The sequence below is a fragment of the Lysinibacillus xylanilyticus genome (assembly GCF_001183605.1).
Lineage (GTDB): Bacteria > Bacillota > Bacilli > Bacillales_A > Planococcaceae > Lysinibacillus > Lysinibacillus xylanilyticus.
In genome coordinates, this window is sequence record NZ_LFXJ01000010.1 from 448,589 (window position 1) to 464,903 (window position 16,315).

Sequence of the window (16,315 nt, forward strand, 5' to 3'; positions counted from 1 at the left end):
TGACAATGTGCTAAATTAAAAATGTAATTATTTGTTTTTGTTTTGGGTCACATTAACAATTTAAGGTTTTTGGTGGATGAAAAAAACGCTAGTCCTAAATTTTATTAAAGGACTAGCGTTTTTTATTATATAGAGTGGATTGTTGCAAAGTATGGTGTTTGACCATGACGGAAGTAAGTTAATAGATAGCCGTTTTTTGGTACAATTTTGCCTTTTGAGAAATTTAGGTAATCTATATGATGCGGAATAATGAGCGTATGTTTAAACAACTCTTTTTCAGATAGATTGAAGCCGGCAAATTCCTCACCTGCAATTGCAGGGTTTTCACGTAAAGCATTGTAAAGTGCTTTTTGTTGCTCCTCTGTAGGGCGCTCTTTCCACCATAATTTACGTGGCTGGAACTGCTGTGCCATTAAATAATCTAGTTGCATTAGGCTTTCAATGATAGTTAAATTAACACCCTCTACAGTTTCTAAAAACATTAATAAACGACGGAATAAATCCTCGAGCTGATGACCGATACGCGACCAACCTTTTGTTTCCCAATAAGTACCGAAATTTTGGAAGAAATCAAATGGTGTTTCAAACACTTCAGTTACTAAGTATTCAATCGTATGATCCATACGGTGATCGTTCCAATATTTCTCAAGTACATCCTCTGCATGTTTAATACGTACTATATCATCAAATGTTAAGACATTGTTTGAGAAAATCTCGTAAGGAGATTGGTCCACATACGTATAGCCGAATTTTTCAGCCTCTAGACGAAGGCCTGTACCACGCAGAAGTTTTAGGAATCCAAGCTGTAATTCCTCTGGTCGCATTGCGAAAACATCATTAAAGGTTTGACGGAAGCTTGCATAATCTTCCTCTGGTAAACCAGCGATTAAATCTAAATGCTGATCAATCTTTCCACCTTCTTTGACCATCGTCACTGTACGCGTAAGTTTTTCAAAGTTTTGACGGCGCTGTACAAGAGTATTTGTTAAATCATTCGTTGATTGAACACCTATTTCAAAACGGAAAAGACCTTTTGGTGCGTTATCATTTAAAAACTGGATAACCTCAGGACGCATAATATCTGCGGTAATTTCAAATTGGAATACAACCCCTGGCTTATGTTCATCGATTAAAAACTGGAACATTTCCATGGCATAGCTTCGACTTATATTAAATGTACGGTCAACAAACTTAATAGTACGCGCACCATTGTCCATCAAGAATCGAATATCTTCTTTTATTTTTTCTCGATTGAAATAACGAACCCCTACTTCAATAGAAGATAAACAAAATTGACAGCTAAATGGACAGCCTCGACTTGTTTCAATATATTGAATTCGTTTGCTTAGATGAGGGAGGTCCTCCTCAAAACGAAATGGACTTGGCAATTCACGTAAATCTATTTTTGATGCTTGTGCGTGAATCCGTACTTTACCATCCTCTAAGTAACAAATCCCTGGAACATCCTCCAATGCAATTTCACCATGTAAATAGCGTAATAACTGTTTAAAGGAAGTTTCTCCTTCACCCATAACAATGAAATCAACCTCTTCGATTCTACGTAACCAATGGTGGGCATCGTAAGAAACTTCAGGTCCTCCGAGCAAAATTTTAACATTTGGACAGACAGTTTTTAACATCTTGATGACGTGAATGGTTTCTTCGATATTCCAAATATAGCAACTAAATCCTACAATATCAGGTTTTTTTTGAAACAAATCTGATACAATATTAAAAGCAGGATCTTTAATTGTATATTCTGCAATGATAGGATCAAATTCTGGTAAAGCAGCACCTTTTAAATAACGTAGTGCTAAATTTGTGTGAATATACTTTGCGTTTAAAGTAGTTAAAATAGTATTCATGCAATAATCTTCCTTTCAATTTCTAATTGTAACAGTCAAGTAGCTGTCATACAATATAATCCTTTTTACCTATTTATTTTGTGAACAGTTCGTGAAATAATTTTAAATACTTAAATTTACTAAATTTTGTAATAATAGAATCGTGCAATCATAGATTATAGTAAAGGCTCAAAATTCGAATAAGGGGTTATTTACTCTTTTGAAAGGTTCGGTGAGAAAGTTGAAGCAAAATGATATTAATCAATGTTTTGGAAATCTTATGACAAGTACTTCGTCACCAACACTTATTCTTAATAAAGCAGGAAAAATTTTGAACGTGAATGAGGCTGCTATTAAACTTTTTAACCTCGATACAACGTATATTGGCTATTTAACTATGGACGAGCCATCTAATTTAAATTGGGCGAAATTCGTTAAACAATTAGAATGTGATTTAAGATCAGAAGAAATCTTCAATATTCAAACAACTGGTAATGAATATGAAATGATGTCCTTCAAATGTTTTTATGATCCGAGCACAGAAGAAATTGTTGCGCAAATTTCAACATTAAATAATGACATAGCTCATGAATTATATGTTAGTCAAGAGCAGGAGAGATCACAATCTTTCAATGCTTATGATCACTTACCGTACGCTGTTATTGTAAGTGACGCTAGCGGGATAATTCTTGGGCTAAATAAGTATGCTGAAATGTTTTTAAGAATTGAAAAATCGCTGCTTCTTCATAAGGCACATCAGCACATATTCGATGCATTTACATTGAAGAAAGGTCAAATTACAACATACCTTTCTAAACTGATGGGTGAAAAGCATGCAAGTATTCATGTAGTTGATGAAACTATAGTTACTAGCCCTTGCTATTATGAGATTTCGAGTATCTTTGATGAATATAACAATATTATTGTCACAGTTATTAATGATGAAACAGAAAAGAAGCAACTTCAACATAAAGTTGAACATCAGCAAGCTTTAAATGTTGTCGGACAAATGGCCGCAAGTATTGCCCATGAAATTCGTAATCCATTAACTTCTTTAAAGGGCTTTACTGAATTGTTAAAGCTAAACGCTGATGAAGAGTCACGCATGTATTTATCTGTCATTGATAGTGAACTCCAACGGATGGAACAAATTTTATCCGAGCTTTTAGTATTGTCCAAGCCAACAAGTATGAAAGTGGAATTATTAGAACTAGATCACATTGTGAAGCAAGTGATTGAGTTTATGCTTCCGGATGCACTTATGAAAAATATAATGATTCAATACATTTCTCCTTCTTCACAAGTCTACATTGGTGGCAATGAGAATCGTTTAAAGCAAGTATTCATGAATCTTATTAAAAATGCGATGGAATCCATGAATAATGGTGGAACGATTACAGTAGAAATGAATGTTATTGACTGTGCGATTGTAGAATTACTGATTAAAGACGAAGGTGTCGGTATGGACAGTGCTACCCTTCAAAACTTATTCCAACCTTTTTACACGACGAAATCAACAGGGACAGGACTAGGCCTTGCTTTCGTGAAAAAGGTGATTGAAGAGCATGAAGGTGTAATAGGTGTGAATAGTGAATTACAGAAGGGGACATGCTTCCACTTACAATTCCCGGTTTACACATTTAATCAGATGGATACAATGGATGTTTCTACGAAAGATTCTGCTTATTTAGTAACATAAAAAGAGTCGAAATGGTAACTTAAACCACCATGAAAGGCTTAAAATAAAATCTTGCTTTTGACAATGCTTTTCTAATATCGCTATAATGGCATGTATAAAAAGCGAATTGAGAGGAAAAGGATATGACGTCAGAAGATATAAAGCAATCTTTAAAATTATATATTGTATTATCACGTGCACATAAAGCGATTAATGAGACGACCCATCAATTTTTTCAAGAGAATGGATTAAACCCTACTGAATTTGCTGTATTAGAGCTTCTTTATCATAAAGGAAGACAGCCATTACAGCAAATTGGCAATAAAATTTTGCTAGCTAGTGGGTCTATTACGTATGTCATTGACAAACTTGAAAAAAGAGGGTATTTATTGCGTGTCTCTTGTCCATCAGATCGCCGTGTTACCTATGCAGAAATTACGGACAAAGGTGAAGCATTTATGGGAGAACTATTTCCAAAACATGAACAGCATTTACATGAACTGATGAGTGTGTTATCTGTTGAAGAAAAAGACCAAGCAATCGCTTTATTAAAAAAATTAGGCTTGTCTATAAAAGATTTGTCTTATTAATAAGAGTTGTCTCAATGAGTTTGAGGCAACTTTTTTTATGGAACGCAAGGACAAGGTGATTCTTATTGTAGGATCCATCTTTTTCATCAATTGTGCTCCTAATTCTAGAACGCCCCCCTTGAATCATTATCGTCATAGATAAGGCAGGAGAGAGCAAAGTCGAAGGACTAAGTATCCTGTCCTGTTTTAACGGCCTTGTGACCGCTCCTAGACGCTCATCGGACAATTTCCCAGCCATAAAGGAAATCAACCTCACATAATGCTATAAACCCTATTTAACTTCTTTCAGCGGGTCTCCAAACATCTGCTGCTGACGCTACGCTTTCGCGCAAAAGACATCTGTACCAGTCGCTACGCTTTCGGGACAAAAAACAGACGCTGAAATAGAGGAACTCAGTCTAAAAACGCCATGTCCTGTGGCATTACTGAGATGACTGATATTGTGTCAGCCCTCACGCAGGCCTAAGCATAAAGCTCGACTCCGGACGTATTGTATATCTGTGCGACAGCGGCATTGTTTTTCTGTCGAAAGCAGAGCGACAGCTACAATAATACGGGACATAATTGATAATAAAAAAAGACTATAGAGCAAACAAGTTTGTCTACAGTCTTTTTTGAATAATTATTTTTTAGAAATAGTTGCTGCCATTTTAAGCATTGCATCTGTTAAATCTAATTCGTCGTTATCGTGAATTGTTAGTTTTGTAATTAAACCGTCTTTTTCAAAAACAACGCCGATTACTTTTTCTTTATCTTCAACAAAATGTACAACATAACCTTCAATGTTTTTAACATCTTTGAATACAGCTAGTTCTTCAGAAGATAAAGATGATGTGTCACCAACAGCATTCATATAATCTTGCATAGATTTTTTTACTTCATCATAGCTTGATTGTGATGCATCAATAGTTTCGATACGCATAAATACTTCAGCGTTGTCATTAGAAACTAGCATGTCTTTACCTGGTTCTTCTTGAGAAAGTGTAAATCCAGGAAGTTGTTGCACTTTATAGTCTTGATCAGCACTTTTAGATTCCGTTGCTTTTTCAGTTTTGTCTACACCTTTTTGTACATATTTAACTTCTTGTTCTTTTTTAGTTTCAGTGTCTGTATTGTCTTTATTTGTTTCATTTGATGTAGGCGTTTCTTGCGCATCGTCTACATTATTATCCTTAGATGATGGTTGCTGCTGTTCAGTCGATGTATTTGATGGCTCATTTTTTTGAGCATCTGAATCCTCTGTTTTATCAGAAGTATTACATCCTACGACTAAAACTGCTGTTAGTAATAATGCGGGTACAGAAAATAATTTTTTTTGCATGAAAAGCCCTCCCTTTCTTAATTAAACGTTGGAAAAAATAAAATGTTTCCAATTTTTAATGCTATCATGTTAAAGGTAACACTAAAAATAATAGTAGTACAAAAACTACATGGGTTACAATAACAAGTGGCATACTTTTACGCCATTCATATAACAAGCCCCAAATAATGCCGGTTACAAGTGCGGCGATCATACCAAGCATAAAGCCGCTTAGTGCTATGGAGATTGCGCATAAAATCGCAGTTACAATAACTGCAAAAGTAGGACGCATAAAGCGCTTCAGCTGTTGTTGAACATAGCCACGCCAAAAAATCTCTTCACCAATTGCAACAATGAATACGAGTAAAATATAGTGCCAAATATTTTGTGGTCCATAATTCGCTAAAAATTTGTGTACTGATTGTACTAATGAATCATTAATGTATGGTGCAAACCAATAGCCAAAGCGTACAATACCGTATGTTATTGTACCGTATCCAATACCGAAAAGTAAAAATTTCCAGGTAGGTAACTGATCTTCAATTTTACCAGCCAAAATTGAAATGGCAATACATACAAGTAAAGTAAATGCATATAGGTACCAAAATACAGCTTGGTTAGCAAAGGTAAAAGCAAGCATGCCATAAACGAATAATAAAGAAAGGAGCAATATTATTGTTTGTTTCGAATTTGTAAGCATTATTCGACCTCCATGCTTTTAATTTTATCAAAAAAAAAGTCCCTTATCATCTATAAAGACAAATAGGGACTATTCAGACTATTGAGCCTCGTTTAAAATTTTGTAACGTTTATGGTTGACGACCGTTTTTTCTTCAATTTCTAGGGAATCGAAATTCTCCATGTATGTTAAATCAACGATCACCGAATTTTCATTTACTTTTTCTACTATACCTTGTAAGCCATCTTTAAACTCGATAATATTTCCAACTTCAGCTATTTTCACAGACAGTCAGCTCCTTCATCGACTAATAATATACAGTTTGCATGAAAAAATGGAAAACGTAAAGCCCTTTTTGAATAATTCATAATTTATTACACAAAATACTAAGAAGTGAGGAATAAAAAATGGAAAAATACGAAAATATGCTTAAACAATTACAAAATGGGGAATTGAAAAATATAGAGATAGAGAAGGAACAATTTTATGAGTTTCGAGAAGTACTTGTAAAACATCCTTTATTTAAACATTTTAGAGGTGAGGCCAAACAAAATGGGCGCGTAATCTATACTTATCAAGAAGTTGCAAGAAGCTAATTTGTCGAACATTGTCGTAAGTTAATGCTGTAAGAAATGAAATATAAATGTATAATAATGGTATGATTATTTGTGTGTGGAGGGTTGTATGAATGGTCAATCTACTCTTGGAACAAATGGAGCAAACTCGTGAGATGATGATACGCTCTGGTGTAGAGAACGGATTACAAAATGCGAAAACCATTCAACTGAGTCGCAGATTAGATCAGTTAATGAATACTTATTATAGACAGACGGCATTTGAAGAAGAAGAAGATCAAGAAGAATGAAAGAATGTTCCAGTATTCAAAGTGAAACTTTTTAAATAAAATGTTTAAAAAGCATTTGTTGGGGAATACTTATTATGAACATAGCAACATTCTCATTTCCCCCTTTAGAGCAGTGATACCCCATCACCTGCTCTCTTTTTTTATCTTTATTAAGGCTAAATTGATTTACTCGTATATATGCAGCACATAAGGCTTTTAGTACAAGTTAATAAGAAGAGTTTGAATTATCGTACTTATTCAACTACACTGAAAGATAAAATAGGTGCTATTGGTAAATAATAATGGATAGATAGCCTTGATACAAAGGAGTATGTACATATGGGAAAAGAGAGTATTGCGTTTATCGGCACTGGCGTTATGGGCGCTAGTATTGTAAAGCATTTATTAAAAAATGGTCATGAGGTAACAGTTTATACACGCACACAGGAGAAAGCGGGGCCGCTTTTGGCGTTAGGTGCAACTTGGGCAAGTACGCCAGCAGAAGCATTTAAAAATAAGGAAATTGCCTTTACAATGGTTGGATACCCTGCAGATGTAGAGGAAGTTTATTTTGGAGATAACGGTTTATTTCAAACAGCTGAATCCGGCAATATCGTCATTGATATGACCACTTCCGAGCCAACATTGGCAAAGCAAATTTTTGAGCATGCCCAAAAGCTTGGAGTAGAAGCGCTAGATGCACCTGTTTCTGGGGGAGATATCGGTGCCCAAAATGGGACATTATCAATTATGGTTGGAGGTAGCCAAGCTACATTTAATAAAGTTTTATCAGTCATGAAACATTTTGGTGAAAATATTGTTTATCAAGGTGAAGCTGGTGCAGGACAGCATGCTAAAATGTGTAATCAGATAGTCATTGCTTCTGGAATGATTGGTGTGTGTGAGTCACTTGCTTACGGATTAAAGGCTGGACTTGATTTATCAACAGTATTGCAATCCATTTCGTCTGGTGCAGCTGGCTCTTGGTCGTTAAGTAACTTAGCGCCCCGTATGATCAAAGAAGATTTCGCACCAGGTTTTTATATAAAGCATTTTGTAAAAGATATGAAAATTGCATTAGACGAATCTAAAAAAATGGGGATTACATTACCAGGTCTAGCACTTGCTTATGATATGTATGAGAAGCTAATAGAAGAGGGCTACGGTGAAAACGGTACACAAGCACTTTTAAAGGCTTATCAATAAATTTCTATTTAATTGTGAGATTTCATCATAGAAAAACTCTGACTATAGAAAACCGAAGAATTTTAATTTTAGAAAACCCGAAGCATCATCTTTTAGAAGGATGATACTTTGGGTTTTCATATATATAGCAGCTCATTAACACACAGAAAATAGCATGCTTGTTGATTAGAAAAATAAAGGCTTATTATTAGCTGATATGTTGATATTTGCTAGCGTAAACCCTAACTGATTGTAGCGGAAGGTTACTCGAGTGCTCCTGTCGCAGAGAAAAGCTTCCCCCGGGAAAAGCGAGACATACGAGACCCTACACGAAGGGGGTCGACGCTCGCCCGCAGGAAAGTGAGTAGCCCGTAGCGGAAATCAGTCTTTTCTAATTAACTCAAGTGGAAGAAATATTTAATCAACACACTTGAGAAAAACTACGGAAGCATTACTCTTTATCGAAAAGTTTTGCGTCTAAAGAAAAACTAGATGCCCCTGCAAGTGCAAAGTATAAAGCTATTGCAGCTAAAGCTAAATCTAATTCATATCCAGCTAAGCCGTTTTCGCCGATAAAGCCAACACTAAGCTTCGCCGTAAAAATGGCAACAATCATTGTCACTGTCAATAATGCGCCAATAAGTCTTGTGCCTAACCCTAGAATAATTGCTATACCACCGACTAGTTCTATAATGGCAACAATATAAGCCATAAAGCCTGGAATACCAATGGCATCAAAATAATCAGCTGTTAAGCCAATACCACCTTGAAATTTTTGATATCCGTGAGCTGCAAAGATAAAGCCAAGCACTGCACGTAAAATAGTTGAACCAATATTTTGCATAGTTTAATAAACTCCTTTTGTGTTTTTTTTTTTTTTGTACTTACATTTCGTAACTTAGTTTATTTTTAAAAACAACTTTTGTCAAGTAACTAAATTTTATTTTAGAAAATGATTCTCGAAAAAAATGATATACTCTTATATAAGAACGAAGTACTTAGGAGGCAGTTAAAGTTGGATCAAAAAAAAATTTGTCCACGATTTGAAAAGGCGTTAAAAATATTAAATCATAGCTGGAACACCCTGCTTATATATCAGTTATTAGAAGGTTCTCAACGATACTCAACAATTAAAAATCAGGTGGGTATCAGCAGTCGCGTGTTAACGGAGAGATTAAAAGAATTAGAGATTGAGAACATTGTGAAACGCACTGTTATTCCATCGACACCAGTAGTGATTGAATACGAGCTAACAGAAAAAGGACATGCACTTGCGCCGATCCTAAAAGCAATTGAACAATGGTCTTCTATGTGGGTGAATATAGAAGAATAGTAAAAAAGATATCCAAGCGAGGGGGCTTGGATATCTTTTTTATTGTAAATAGTGTTAATTTTCTTTAAATAAAAGGTATTTTTTATTACATGGGGGAATTTAATTAATATTATAGAGAATGGGGAGGAGGGTTTTATGAAGAGAAATTCAGTAATAGACGGACAGCATCGAAGTCAATTAGCTCTTTATTTATCACTGCCAATTTTATCGTGGGCATTTTATGATTTTGCGAATACAATATTTTCTTCAAATATTAATACTATATTTTTCCCGTTTTATATGGACGAAGTTTTAGGGACGAATGAGGTAATGCAGCAGGTGGCAAGCACGTTTATTTCCTATGCGAATGCCATTGCTAGCTTCTTTCTTGTCGTTTTTTCGCCACTCTTTGGTGTATGGATTGATAATACGGGCTATAAAAAGAGATTTATAGTGTGGTTTGCATCTATTTCCATCTTCTTCACTTTTATGATGGGTGTTTTTGCGAATTTACAAACGTCAACAAATTATTCAGGTGTGCCACTTAGTTTATTTTTAGTTGTAGTTAGTTTTATCGTCGCAAAATTTTTCTTTAATTCAAGTCTAGTGTTCTATGATTCAATGATGAGTGATTTAGGGACAAAAGAAGAAATGCCCCTTATTTCTGGCTATGGGGTAGCGATTGGTTATCTTGGTACAATTCTTGGACTACTTGTTTATTTGTATGTAGGAAACAGTGGATTCCATCGAGCATTTATTCCAACTGCAATTTTATATTTTTTATTTTCTTTGCCCTTATTTTTTATTAATAAAGATACACCAATTCCAAGGTCTCAGCGCAAGCCTGTTAAATTTCTAGATGGCTATAAGGAAATTGTTCAAACCTTTAAAGACATGAAGCAATATAAAACTATTTTCACCTTTATGATTGCTTATTTCTTTTTAAATGATGCCATTGCTACAACCATTGCAATGATGGCCGTATATGCAACAACGATTGTCGGCTTTACGTCGGGACAATTTATCGTGCTTTATTTAGTGTCTACCGTTTCAACTATTATTGGCTCTTTTGCATTTGGTTATATTACAAAAGCAATTGGAGCTAAACGTGCGATTACCGTGGTGGCGCTATTAATGATTGTTGCTTTAACATTTGCCGTCTTTGCGACAGAGCAATGGATGTTCTGGCTTGCAGGTAGTATGTTTGGCGTATCACTAGGATCCATGTGGGTAACATCGAGAACATATATTATTGAATTGTCTCCAGAAGAAAAACGGGGTCAGTTCTTTGGCCTATTTGCATTTTCGGGTAAAGTGTCCTCAATTATTGGGCCAGCAGTCTACGGAACGGTCACATTATGGATGAAAGATTACGGAACGCTAGCAAGTCGTGTTGCTTTATCTACATTAATTGTGATGACGATTATTGGCCTATTGGTGCATCTAAAAGTTAATAGCTCAAAAGTTAGAGATGCCATTTGAAAAAACGTATGCCTATATTTTCGTTCAGTTAAGACTCCCACCTCTGAAGGTGGTGAAATGAATGCGGATGTGGTTCTCTTTCAATAAATATCTAAACACCTACTGAATGAAATTAAGCATCTGAACGCAATGCCAAGGCGAAATTGATAAGAGTTGATTGGAGTGGAGACTGGACGCCCCCAGGAAGCTCTGCTCTGCGCGAAAGCGACGCGGCAGCAACAAATGTTCTATCTGTGCGAAAGCGAAGCGGCAGCTACAAATGTTTTCTGTAGCGAAAGCAAAGCGACAGCAACAAATGTTTACTGTAGCGAAAGCAAAGCGACAGCTACAAAGCGCCCAGTCGGAACGGAAATCAACAACACGTTATGATAGAGCCAAGTTCATGATAAATTTGGAAAAAGCAAGTAGGAGAAATGTATTGCCTATGATACAATTGAATTATAAATAGAAGTTGAAAAGAAAGGAGCGGGGTAGCTTTGGAACATAAAGGTATATTATTAGAAAGTGGCACAAATGAGCTAGAAATTGTTGAATTTGAAGTAGCGAACAATAAATTTGGTATTAACGTTATTAAAGTAAAGGAAATTATTCAACCGATTCCAGTAACATTTATTCCACACGCGCACCCGCATGTAGAAGGGATTATTCAATTACGAGGTGAGGTTTTACCAGTAGTTGATATGCTCCGAGTATTAGGTATTCAAAATGCAGAGCGTAGTCCTCAGCAAAAATATATTGTAGCTGAGTTTAATAAACAGCGCGTAGTATTCCATGTAGATAATGTAACGCAGATCCACCGTATTTCATGGAATCAAATCGAGAAACCTTCTGATATGTATCAAGGGGGAACATCACAAGTAATAGGTGTTATTAAGCAAAATGAACAGATGATTTTATTGCTCGATTTCGAAAGAATTATGGTGGATATAAATCCGGATTCGGGTATTAGTGTAGAATCCGTTAAAAAGCTCGGTAAACGTGATCGCTCTGAGAAACGAATTTTAATTGCTGAAGATTCACCATTACTACGTAAGCTCTTATTCGATACTATGAAAGAAGCAGGTTATGAGAATGTTGAATTCTTTGAAAACGGCCGTGATGCTTATGAATACCTCGAAACTATCATCAAGGGTGGTAGCGAAGTAGCCGAGCATATTCAATTAGTTGTGACGGACATTGAAATGCCACAAATGGATGGGCATCATTTGACACGTAAAATAAAGGAGCACCCAGACCTCCAAAAGCTTCCTGTCATTATTTTCTCAAGCTTAATTACGGATGATCTTCGTCATAAAGGTGACCAAGTAGGTGCAGAGGATCAAATTAGTAAGCCTGAAATTGCGGAGCTTATTTTACGAATAGACCAACTTATCTTATAAAATTTAGTTTTATCGGGGTTGAACAATAGAAATATAGTTGGAAAAGGTACTTCACAATATTAATAATGGGTATCCTGAAAGTATATTAATAGTTTAAAGAAAGTCGGATGCCTCTTTTAGGCTCCGGCTTTTTTGTATAGATAAATGATGCTAGGAACAAAATAATAAGGGCCAATTTGTTGGGGTATGTATTCAACTTTGACTTGAAAGTGAGTATTCTAACACGTCTATCCGAAAAAATGGGAAGCGCTAAGAGACCGCAGGTTTGTAAGACAAAACAATCAGTAAATACTATGAATGTACGCGTTAAGGAAGTGATAATTTGAATGAATTAAAAACTGCTATCATCGATATAGGCTCAAACACCATTCGATTAGTATTGTATCAATACGATAAGGAAGAGGGGCTTCGTGAGATTGGAAATATTAAAACGGTTGCACGTTTACGTACATATTTACAGCCCTCTGGTGAAATGTCTGAAGAAGGTATACAAGTATTAACAGAAACATTATTGACTTTTAAAGCAATGCTCGATGATTTTGAAGTGACTGATGTTAAAGCTGCTGCAACAGCTGCTATCCGTCAGGCAACAAATAGAGCAGAAATTATTACTTTAATGAAAAAACGGACAGGCATTCATATAGAGCTTTTATCTGAAGAAGAAGAGGCATATTATGGCTTTGTTGCTGTAGCGCATTCAGCAGGCACGAAGTCTGCTGTAACTATCGATATTGGTGGTGGTAGTACAGAAATAACTCTTTTTGAAAATAAAGAACTACAGAAGTCTTATAGTTTTCCTTTTGGTACAGTTTCTTTAAAGCAACGTTTTGTAAAGGGCGAGATTATGAATGGAAGTGAAAAAAAGGAACTCATTGCTTTCGTTAAAGAACAGTTCAAATCACTTCCATGGATCCAGGATATCGGATTACCGATTATCGCAATTGGTGGTAGTGCTCGAAATATTGCCCAAATTCATCAGCAAAAACATGCATATCCAATAGCAAGTGTACATGGCTACGAAATGACTAAGGAAAATTTAGATGAGCTCAGTCTGTTTATAGGTAATTTAAGTTTTAATGAATTGAAACAGTTAGATGGTCTTTCGGCAGATCGTGCGGATATCATCGCTCCTGCACTAGAGGTTTTCAATGTGTTAATGGAGGTTGTCGGCAGTAAATTGTTCCAGATAACAAAAAAGGGTTTGCGAGAAGGACTCATTATACAGCGTATTTTACAAACAGATAAAAGTGCGTTTGATAAGAACAATGTGTTTGAGGGAAACGCTAAAAGATTGGCTCGTCAGTATGGTCGAACTGAAAAAGAAGTGGACTATTTGACGCGTTTAACGGATCAATTGTACCGTGAATGCTGCCACTTTGGTTATTTACAACATAATCCAAAAGATTTGGAATTATTGGCGAAAGCAGCAAAGGTTTTTAATATAGGGGAGTATATTGAGTTAAGTTCGGCGAGCCAGCATACCTTTTATTTAATTGCGAACCAATCTATCGATGGGCTAAATCATAAGGAACGTGTGAAATTAGCACTCTTAGCCTCGTATAAAAATAAAGATTATTATCAGCGATTCGTAGCTCCTTTTACAGAATGGATGAGTCGTGAGGAATATCGTAAAATACGAGACTTTGGCGCACTTTTAAAATTTGTCTATGCGTTAAATGTATCTAAAAGAAAGATTGTACGTACCATTAAAATGCAAACAAAAGAGGATTATGTTCAACTTAACATCTATGTGAAACACAATGCGGCCGCTGAAAAATATCAAGCAAATCGACATAAAAAACATCTAGAACGCGCACTAAAAATACCTATAAAAATAAACTTTATTGAAGAAGGGTTGAACAATTATGACAACTGAAGTTACGAAGAATCAGTTAAGTGAAGGGGATTTAACAGAAACACAAAGTCGTTTACTAGAGGAAATCGCTAAGCCACAATACTATAATAATCGTGAATTAAGCTGGCTAGCCTTCAATGAACGAGTTTTAGAGGAAGCAGAGGATGTCAATAATCCTCTGCTAGAACGATTGAAGTTTTTAGCAATATTTAGCTCGAATCTAGATGAATTTTTTATGGTGCGTGTTGCGGGTCTACAGGATCAGGTACGTGCAGGTTTCCATAAGCCTGAAAATAAGTCAGGCTTAACACCAAAAGAACAATTAGCGAAAATTGCAGAGCGAACTCAGGCATTAGTGCGCCGACAAACTGAAGTTTATAGACATTTAATATATGATTTATTACCACAACATAATGTACATATCGCAGACATGAAAGACTTAAATAGTACACAGAAAGCATTCGTCAATGAAATGTTTGCAGAAACCATCTTCCCTGTTTTAACACCTGTAGCTGTAGATGCGTATCGTCCTTTTCCAACTTTGCTAGGTAAAACTTTAAATTTACTTGTTTTATTAGAGCAAGATGAAGCAGACTTAGAAAATCGTGAAAAGGTAGCGATCGTACAAGTTCCGTCTGTTTTAGATCGTTATATTAAAGTACCATCAGCTGACGGAGAGACAGTAATTGTCTTATTAGAAGACGTGATTGTAGCGCATATCGAAAAGCTCTTTTATGGTTACAGTGTCAAATCAGCACAGGCTTTCCGTTTGACACGTAATGCTGATTTAACGATTCATGAGGAAGGTGCAAGAGATTTACTTGTAGAAATAGAAAAAGAGCTGAAAAAACGCAAATGGGGTGTAGGCAGCCGTCTAGAAGTTCGTGAGGGCGAGATGAGCGAGGAAGTTCTTACATACTTACTTGATGAATTTGAAATTGAAGAAACAGATGTCTTTCATATAGATGGACCGCTAGATTTAACATTTATGTTCTCATTTGTAAAAGGAATATCTGTTGGTCGAGAACATTTAGAATATGAAAGTTTTATTCCACAGCCACCATTAGATTTACAATCGGATGAAAATATTTTTGAAAAAGCTCTGCAACAAGATATCTTTTTCCATCACCCATATGAGTCGTTTGCGCCGATTGTAGATTTTATCTCAGAAGCGGCCGTTAATCCGAACGTTTTAGCAATCAAACAAACGTTATATCGTGTTAGTGGTAATTCACCTATTATACAAGCATTAAAGCTCGCGGCGGAAAATGGGAAACAGGTAACAGTGTTAGTTGAATTGAAGGCACGTTTTGATGAAGAAAATAATGTGCTTTGGGCAAAGCAACTTGAGCAAGCTGGCTGCCTAGTCATTTACGGTATGAATAACTTAAAAACACACTCGAAAATAACGCTTGTTGTAAGCCGTCGAAATGGAAAAATTGAACGTTTTGTACATCTTGGAACAGGGAATTATAATGATGCAACTGCAAAGATCTATACAGACATGGGTATAATAACGACAGAAAAGGAATTTGGTATTGATGCTACTAACTTCTTTAACTATTTAAGCGGTTATACAGAAAAGCCAACTTTTAATCATTTAGTCGTAGCGCCGTTCGATATTCGAGATGAATTTATCCAATTAATGGATGAAGAAATTGCTTGTCATAAGGAGCATGGGAATGGTTTTATTCGAGCTAAAATGAATTCACTAACGGACAAAGACTTAATGATGAAGCTGTATGAGGCGTCCATTGCAGGTGTGAAAGTAGAGCTTATCATTCGTGGTATTTGTTGTATAAGACCAGGAATCCCTGGAATTAGTGAAAACATAACAGTAACGAGTATTGTTGGGCGTTTCCTTGAGCATTCTCGTATTTATTGGTTCCATCATAATGGTGAAAATAAAGTATACTTATCTTCTGCAGATATGATGACTCGTAATATGATTAAACGAGTAGAAATTTTATTCCCTGTATATGCAAGCGAAGCAAAAGCTCGTATTATTAACATCATGAATACACAACTTGAGGATACGGCAAAAGCTCGTATTCAAGACTCCAATGGAAAATATCATTATAAAGAGTTTGACCGTGGTGAAGATCCGATTAATAGTCAGGAAATTTTCCTAAAGGATGCACTAAAACCTACGCTAGACGAAGAATAA

The 16,315-nt window shown here is 35.8% G+C and carries 16 protein-coding genes; 11 read left to right on the forward strand and 5 right to left on the reverse strand.

From position 1 onward, the window contains the following. Positions 1-125 precede the first annotated feature (125 nt). Positions 126-1,865: a B12-binding domain-containing radical SAM protein gene (locus ACZ11_RS19625; RefSeq protein WP_049668218.1), complete on the reverse strand. Its 1,740-nt coding sequence runs from the start codon at positions 1,863-1,865 to the stop codon at positions 126-128. Between the two features lie 316 nt (positions 1,866-2,181). On the opposite strand from ACZ11_RS19625, the gene ACZ11_RS19630 reads away from it, so the two are divergent. Then, positions 2,182-3,543 carry an ATP-binding protein gene (locus tag ACZ11_RS19630; protein WP_236690927.1) on the forward strand — a complete coding sequence of 454 codons (1,362 nt, stop codon included), beginning with the start codon at positions 2,182-2,184 and terminating at the stop codon, positions 3,541-3,543. Between the two features lie 122 nt (positions 3,544-3,665). Next, a complete protein-coding gene (locus tag ACZ11_RS19635) occupies positions 3,666-4,112 on the forward strand; it encodes a MarR family winged helix-turn-helix transcriptional regulator (RefSeq protein ID WP_049668220.1) in 447 nt (148 codons plus the stop codon). 622 nt (positions 4,113-4,734) lie between these two features. Here ACZ11_RS19635 and ACZ11_RS19645 read toward each other — a convergent pair. From ACZ11_RS19645 to ACZ11_RS19655, 3 genes are all read right to left on the reverse strand, one after another. Continuing rightward, a complete protein-coding gene (locus ACZ11_RS19645; protein WP_049668222.1) occupies positions 4,735-5,433 on the reverse strand; it encodes a hypothetical protein in 699 nt (232 codons plus the stop codon). Between the two features lie 64 nt (positions 5,434-5,497). Next, positions 5,498-6,112 (reverse strand): CPBP family intramembrane glutamic endopeptidase, encoded by a 615-nt coding sequence (locus ACZ11_RS19650; RefSeq protein WP_049668223.1) that lies wholly within the window; start codon positions 6,110-6,112, stop codon positions 5,498-5,500. A gap of 78 nt (positions 6,113-6,190) precedes the next feature. After that, positions 6,191-6,376, reverse strand: coding sequence for a YkvS family protein (locus ACZ11_RS19655; protein WP_049668224.1), 186 nt, complete (start codon positions 6,374-6,376; stop codon positions 6,191-6,193). Positions 6,377-6,498: 122 nt separating this feature from the next. Between ACZ11_RS19655 and ACZ11_RS19660 the strand changes: the two genes are divergently transcribed. From ACZ11_RS19660 to ACZ11_RS19665, 3 genes are all read left to right on the forward strand, one after another. Continuing rightward, positions 6,499-6,687, forward strand: coding sequence for a hypothetical protein (locus tag ACZ11_RS19660; protein WP_049668225.1), 189 nt, complete (start codon positions 6,499-6,501; stop codon positions 6,685-6,687). A gap of 92 nt (positions 6,688-6,779) precedes the next feature. Continuing rightward, a complete protein-coding gene (locus tag ACZ11_RS25365) occupies positions 6,780-6,956 on the forward strand; it encodes an aspartyl-phosphate phosphatase Spo0E family protein (protein WP_082172849.1) in 177 nt (58 codons plus the stop codon). Positions 6,957-7,274: 318 nt separating this feature from the next. After that, positions 7,275-8,141 (forward strand): NAD(P)-dependent oxidoreductase, encoded by an 867-nt coding sequence (locus ACZ11_RS19665; protein ID WP_049668226.1) that lies wholly within the window; start codon positions 7,275-7,277, stop codon positions 8,139-8,141. Between the two features lie 430 nt (positions 8,142-8,571). Here ACZ11_RS19665 and ACZ11_RS19670 read toward each other — a convergent pair whose 3' ends face one another. After that, positions 8,572-8,964, reverse strand: a complete 393-nt coding sequence (locus ACZ11_RS19670; RefSeq protein ID WP_049668227.1) for a DoxX family protein — start codon at positions 8,962-8,964, stop codon at positions 8,572-8,574. Positions 8,965-9,135: 171 nt separating this feature from the next. Here ACZ11_RS19670 and ACZ11_RS19675 point away from each other — a divergent pair, with 171 nt between their 5' ends. The 6 genes from ACZ11_RS19675 (at position 9,136) to ACZ11_RS19700 (ending at position 16,315) form a co-directional block, all read left to right on the forward strand. Beyond that, on the forward strand, positions 9,136-9,453 hold the full coding sequence (locus ACZ11_RS19675; protein WP_049668228.1) for a winged helix-turn-helix transcriptional regulator: 318 nt from the start codon (positions 9,136-9,138) through the stop codon (positions 9,451-9,453). Positions 9,454-9,588: 135 nt separating this feature from the next. Then, the gene (locus ACZ11_RS19680; RefSeq protein ID WP_049668229.1) at positions 9,589-10,914 is read left to right on the forward strand and encodes an MFS transporter; all 1,326 of its coding nucleotides are present in this window, start codon (positions 9,589-9,591) and stop codon (positions 10,912-10,914) included. A gap of 162 nt (positions 10,915-11,076) precedes the next feature. Beyond that, entirely contained in the window at positions 11,077-11,283 is a 207-nt protein-coding gene (locus tag ACZ11_RS26005) for a hypothetical protein (protein ID WP_152911536.1), read from the forward strand. A gap of 107 nt (positions 11,284-11,390) precedes the next feature. Beyond that, complete coding sequence (locus ACZ11_RS19690) at positions 11,391-12,293, forward strand: chemotaxis protein (RefSeq protein WP_049668231.1); 903 nt, start codon at positions 11,391-11,393, stop codon at positions 12,291-12,293. A gap of 322 nt (positions 12,294-12,615) precedes the next feature. Continuing rightward, positions 12,616-14,169 carry a Ppx/GppA phosphatase family protein gene (locus tag ACZ11_RS19695; RefSeq protein ID WP_049668232.1) on the forward strand — a complete coding sequence of 518 codons (1,554 nt, stop codon included), beginning with the start codon at positions 12,616-12,618 and terminating at the stop codon, positions 14,167-14,169. Next, on the forward strand, positions 14,159-16,315 hold the full coding sequence (locus tag ACZ11_RS19700) for an RNA degradosome polyphosphate kinase (protein ID WP_049668233.1): 2,157 nt from the start codon (positions 14,159-14,161) through the stop codon (positions 16,313-16,315). The genes ACZ11_RS19695 and ACZ11_RS19700 overlap by 11 nt, the downstream gene beginning before the upstream one ends.